A 5,547-nucleotide genomic window follows, 5' to 3' on the forward strand; every position below is an offset into this window, starting at 1 on the left:
CGTGCCTCCGATGACAACCGCGAGATCGTCGACCAGCTCGACCCCGACACCCCCCGTCGGGTTGCCCGCCGAGGCCCGCCCCGCCAGCATGAAGCCGGCAAACGCCGCGCAGCCACCGCAGAGCGCAAAGGCGACGATCTTGGCCCGGTCGACATTGATGCCGGAAAACCGCGCCGCGGTTTCATTGCCGCCGGTCGCCGCCATGTGCCGGCCGATCACCGAGATGTTGAGGATGTAAAACCCCACCGAGGCAAAGCCGATGGTCCACCAGATCGCCGCGGGCAGCCCGAGCAGCGTGCCGTTGCTCATGATCTGGCCCAGCGTCCGGTCGCCGATCGGCACCGGCAGCGAATTGGTGAGGGTGAGCGCCGTGCCCGACAGGATGCTCATCATCCCCAGCGTCACGAGGAAGGACGGGATGCGCAGCCGGGTGACGATAAGCCCGTTGACCAGCCCCACCAGCATTCCACCAACAATGACGATCGGAATGGCGAGCCAGGGGTGGATGCCGGTGCCCATCAGCATGGCGCCGAGCATGGCGGCAAGGCTGGCATGGGCGCCAACCGACAGGTCGATCTCGCGGCACATGATCACCATGGTCATGCCGACCGCCATGATCGACACCACCGCGGTGATCCGCCCGATGGCGTTCGCCGTCTGCAGCGAGGCGAAGTTGGGCGCGTAGAACACAAAGAACAGGGTGATCAGCGCAAAGACGATGAAGGTGATGTGGTCACGCGCCAGCCGCAGCAGGCGGCCGCGCCACGGGTGCTCGGCCAGCGGCGCGGCAGGCGTCAGGCTATCGGTCATGCGGCCTCCAGGGCGGTCAGGTGCTGCAGATGCGTGCGGATGGTTTCCTCGCCGTAGAGTCCGGCCGGCCCCTCGATCAGCCGGCCATCGGCGACGAACAGGATGCGATCCGAGAGGTCGGCGAGTTCATCGAGCTCGGAGGTGACGAGCAGCACCGCAAGGCCGCGCGCCGCCGCCTCGCGCACCAAAGCCCGCATCTCGGCCTTGGCGTTGACGTCGACCCCGGCCGTGGGCTCGTCGAGCAACAAGAGCCGCGGGTTGGCGGCGAACCATTTGGCAAACACGATCTTCTGCTGGTTGCCGCCCGACAGCTCGCCCGCCGACTGATCGCCATTGCGGCAGGCGATGTTGAGCGCCTCGCGAAAGCTGAGGAACAGCGCCTGCTCCTTGCGGCGCGACACCATGAACGGCAGCCCGGCAACCAGATCGGCGAGATTGGGCAGCCCGATATTGGTGCCGAGCGCATGCTGCAGCACCAGCCCCTCGACCCGCCGATCCTCAGGCACCATGGCCATGCCGGCCCGAATGCGCCCCGGCGCCGCGTGGCGTTCGAGGTCCGCGCCGCCCAGCCGGATCGCCCCGCGCGCATCAGGCACGAGGCCGAACAGCGCCTTCAAGAGCGTCGAGCGCCCGCTGCCGACGAGCCCGGCAATGCCGACAATCTCGCCGGCCCGGAGGCTGAAGCTGACATCGCGGAGTTTTCGCGCCGTCGCGAGCCCCTCGACCTCGAGCGTGACAGCACCGAGCTGGCGTTCGCGGGCCGGCGCCGCGCTCGCAGCGCTGCCGCGCGCCAGCATGCGCGACACCTCTGGGATGCTGACCTCGCCGATCGGGAATGGGCCCTGCAGGTGGCCATCCTTCATCACGCTCAGCCGGTCGGCGAGCCGGAAGATCTCGGCCATGCGGTGGCTGATGAAGACGATGCCGATGCCGGCTTTACGCAGGTTGGCGATGGTCTCGGCCAAAGCCGCCTCCTCGCGCACCGTCAGCGACGAGGTCGGCTCGTCCATGACGATCACCGAGGCGCCGGTGGAGAGGGCCTTGAGGATCTCGACCTGCTGCCGCGCGGCAAAGGTCAGGTCCTCGATCCGCGCATTGGCATCGATGGCAAAGCCATGCCGCGCCGCCAGCGCTGTGGCTTCGCGCTGCATGGCGCGTCGATCGGCCCGGCCGCCGAAGCGCCGCGGCTCGCGGCCGAGGAAGATGTTCTCGGCAACGCTCATCGCCGGCACGAGGCTCAGCTCCTGAAAGATCATGGCCACGCCCGCATCGAGCCGCGAGCGGGTACTGGCATGGTCTAGCCGCTTGCCGTTGAGGACGATCTCGCCGGCATCGGGGGCATGGACGCCGAGGAGGATCTTCATCAGCGTCGATTTGCCGGCGCCGTTTTCACCGAGCAGCGCATGCACCTCGCCGGCCCGCACCTCGAAATCCACCCCCTTCAGCACCGGATTGGCGCCGAAGCTTTTGGAGATGCCACGCATGGCGAGCAGTGGAGGTGAGGCGTCGGTCATCGAGAGGTTCCGTTCGCGGCAAGGCCAGGCCGGCAAGCTGCCGCCCTGGCCCCGGGGCAGGAAGGTGAGATCAGAAGCAGGCGTCGGCGCAGGCTTTGACGATCTCGTCCGGCACGGGTTGCTTGGTCACCTGTTCCAGCGCCGACAGCAGGTTGATCTTCTTCACCCGCAGCGAGGGCAGCGAGATGTAGGGTGGCACTTCCTTACCGAGCAAAGCCGCGGCGCCGGCCTGGGCTTCGGCAATGCCGAGGTCGTAGGGCAGCTGCGCGCCGATGGCGACGATCTGGTCACGCGCCACATAGAGCGCCGAATCCGGGCCGAGATCATTGGTGGTGACGATGAGGTCGGTGCGGCCGATCGATTCCGCCCCTGCGATCGCCTGCATCGCCGGATCGCCCCACACTGCGAACACCCCCTTGAGGTCGGGATGCGCGGTCAGCACCGCGATGATCTTGTCGAACACTTCGCGCGGCTGAGTGAACTTTTCACGCGCCACCACTTCGACCCCCGGATGCGCCGCTACCGATTTCTCGAAGCCGGCGACGCGCGCCGCGATCGAGTAGTAGGCCTCCTGGATATAGGTCATCAGCGCGACCTTGCCCGAGCCGCCCATCGCCGCGATCATCTCGTCGGTAGCAAACACCGCGTTCTGCTCGTTGTCGGAGGCAACGACGGTGACGTAGTCCTTGCCCGGCGCCATGTCGTAGGCGACGTTGTCCATGAACACGATCTTGACGCCCGATTTCGACACCCGCTGGTAGGTCTCGGACTGGCCCTGCGGATCGATCGGCACCGAAAAGATCAGGTCGACGCCCTGCGCCACCATGCCATCGAGATGGTCGGCCTGAGCCGTCGGCGATTGCTTGGCGTCGGTCACCGCCACAACGTCGATGCCGTACTCCTTGAGGGTTTTGGTCAGCGCCTCGACCTGCAGCGTGTTCCACGGCGAGTCGAGCGCCTGCATGGCGATACCGGCCTTGAAGCCGCCGGCCTTGAGTTTCGCCAACTCGTCAGCGGTGAAGCTCAGCGCCGTCGGCAAGGTGGCCGGGGCGCCATCGGGGTAGCCCACCACCGGCTGGCCGGTCGGCGACAGCGGCAGCGGCACCATCAGCTCGGCGGCTTCCGGTGGCAGGTCGCCGGCCACGGCGGGCGCCAGGGCGCCGGTCGAGAGCAGCAGCGAAAGGGCGAGAAGGCGTAGCATCGACTTAGGTTTAGTCACTTGCGTTCTCCGTGAAATGTCCCCCGGGCGGAGAGGTCCGCCCACATCAAAGGAAGTATTGCGGCAGATCCTTCTGCAGGCGGCGGAGCTCGCCTTCGTTGTAGCGGATGTGCTGGGCAATGGTGTTGGCGGCCTTGCGCGGCCGCCCGGCCTCGATCTCGTCGACGACCATGGAATGCTCGGCATAGGAGATGGCGAGGCGGCCGGGGCGCGGCAGGCCGAGCCGGCGCACCCGCACCAGATGCAGGCGCGCCGCGGCGATCTGGTCCCACAGGCCCGGCAGGCCCGCCAGTTCCGACAGCATGCGGTGGAAGGCGTCATCGGCCTCGTGAAAGCCATCGACCTCGTTAGCCGCCACCAGCTTCACCTGGATGGCGAGCTGGTTGCGCAACTGCTCGACCACCGGCTTTTTGGGGTGCGAGGCGAGCTCGTGCACCACCTGCGCCTCGACGGCGCTGCGGAGGAACGAGCTCTCGATCACATCGGCCGGCGAAATCCGCGACACATAGGAATTGACCTGCGGGATCACCGTCACCAGCCCAAGCCCGGCCAGCCGGTTGATCGCATCGGTCACCGGCTGCCGCGACACCCCAAGTTCGGTGGCGATATCGTCCTTGTTGAGCGGCTCGCCCGGCCGGCGCGCCACCTTGACGATGTCGGCGAGCAGCACCTCGAACACCGAATCCGACCGCCGGTTGCTGATCGCCCCGTCGCTCACCTGCCGCTCGTCCGTCATGCCGCCGCTCCCGTTTCCGTTCCCCAAGGCAAGCACCGTTGACAGGACCTTGGCAAGCGGATTCTCACCAATTTTCCAGATTCGCAGCATCCATAAGATTTATCATATTGATTTTGCATCATAAAATTTTCGGCTTGCCGCCATCTAACATTTTTGTTGTCATCGCAATCGACCGAGCGGGGTTCCTCATCCCGCCGGACAGCGAGGTATTGCCTGCGATGAAAGACCCCTGATTTCCTGAGCTCTGTGCCGTTCCGCAGCATTGCTCCGTGCCACATGGCGGCGGACCGCTGCCGGCTCGCGCCCTGTTTCCCGGTTCGCTAAAATATCAGTAGGAGCCCGCTCGTGGCTGTCGATCCCGTTGGCGCCTTCATCGACTACCCGGTTGCCCACCTGCCGGGGCCGGGGCCGCTCAACGGGCTGACCCTCGCGGTCAAAGACCTGTTCGATGTGGTGGGGCTGCCGACCGGTGGCGGCCATCCGCTGCGGCGGCAAACCAGCGGCAACAAGACGGCCAACGCCCATGCGGTCGAAACCCTGCTCGGCGCCGGGGCGCGGCTTATCGGCAAGACCCATACCGACGAGTTCGCCTACAGTATGAACGGCGAGAACCCGCATTACGGCACCCCGGTGAATCCGCGCGCCCCCGGCCGCATTCCCGGCGGCTCGTCCTCCGGCTCGGCCGTGGCGGTGGCCGCCGGGCTCGCCGACATGGCGCTCGGCACCGATACCGGCGGCTCGATCCGCCTCCCCGCCGCCTATTGCGGCCTCATCGGCCTGCGCACCACGCATGGCGCCATCGATATGACGGGGGTGCAGCCGCTGGCCCGCTCGTTCGACACGGTCGGCTGGTTCGCCCGCGACATGGCAACCTACCGGCAGATCGCCGCCCTGATGCTGCCGCCGCAGCCACGGGTGCCGATCACCCGCTTCAGCTTCGTGCCGGATATCGCCGCCTTCGTCGTCGGTGACGTCGAGACGCGCGAAACCGAGCGCATGGTGGCGCAACTGGGGAGGGTGATCGAACGCGGCCCCGACGTCACCATGGCGCCCCATGGCTTCGAAGTCCGGCGGCAGGTGTTCCGCACCATCCAGGCCTATGAGGTGTGGCAGGATCACGGCCCCTGGATCGAAGCCAACCAGCCCCGGCTCGGCGATGGGGTGCGCGAACGGCTCGAATGGGCCGCCACCGTCAGCCCCGCCGACTACGAGGCGGCGCAAGCCAGGCGCGAGAGGCTGGCAGCCGAGGTCGCCGCGCTGGTTCCCCC

The 5,547-nt window shown here is 67.1% G+C and carries 5 protein-coding genes; 1 reads left to right on the forward strand and 4 read right to left on the reverse strand.

Translation table 11 applies throughout. From position 1 onward, the window contains the following. From VW23_RS00705 to VW23_RS00720, 4 genes are all read right to left on the reverse strand, one after another. Positions 1-810 (reverse strand): ABC transporter permease (locus tag VW23_RS00705; RefSeq protein ID WP_069907685.1); only part of this gene is annotated, 810 nt, incomplete at its 3' end. Next, on the reverse strand, positions 807-2,324 hold the full coding sequence (locus VW23_RS00710) for a sugar ABC transporter ATP-binding protein (RefSeq protein WP_069907686.1): 1,518 nt from the start codon (positions 2,322-2,324) through the stop codon (positions 807-809). The genes VW23_RS00710 and VW23_RS00705, both read right to left, overlap by 4 nt. A gap of 70 nt (positions 2,325-2,394) precedes the next feature. Further along, positions 2,395-3,543 carry a substrate-binding domain-containing protein gene (locus tag VW23_RS00715; RefSeq protein ID WP_176730293.1) on the reverse strand — a complete coding sequence of 383 codons (1,149 nt, stop codon included), beginning with the start codon at positions 3,541-3,543 and terminating at the stop codon, positions 2,395-2,397. A 46-nt stretch (positions 3,544-3,589) separates the two neighbouring features. Beyond that, positions 3,590-4,279 carry a GntR family transcriptional regulator gene (locus tag VW23_RS00720; protein ID WP_069907688.1) on the reverse strand — a complete coding sequence of 230 codons (690 nt, stop codon included), beginning with the start codon at positions 4,277-4,279 and terminating at the stop codon, positions 3,590-3,592. Positions 4,280-4,624: 345 nt separating this feature from the next. Between VW23_RS00720 and VW23_RS00725 the strand changes: the two genes are divergently transcribed. After that, on the forward strand, positions 4,625-5,547 hold a 923-nt coding region (locus tag VW23_RS00725; protein ID WP_069907689.1), incomplete at its 3' end, for an amidase family protein.

Source organism: Devosia insulae DS-56 (assembly GCF_000970465.2).
Classification (GTDB): domain Bacteria; phylum Pseudomonadota; class Alphaproteobacteria; order Rhizobiales; family Devosiaceae; genus Devosia_A; species Devosia_A insulae.

Bases quoted from the DNA above. Each gene is read 5' to 3' on its own strand.
- VW23_RS00710 (WP_069907686.1), bottom strand. From the start codon at position 2,324: ATGACCGACGCCTCACCTCCACTGCTCGCCATGCGTGGCATCTCCAAA.
- VW23_RS00720 (WP_069907688.1), bottom strand. From the start codon at position 4,279: ATGACGGACGAGCGGCAGGTGAGCGACGGGGCGATCAGCAACCGGCGG.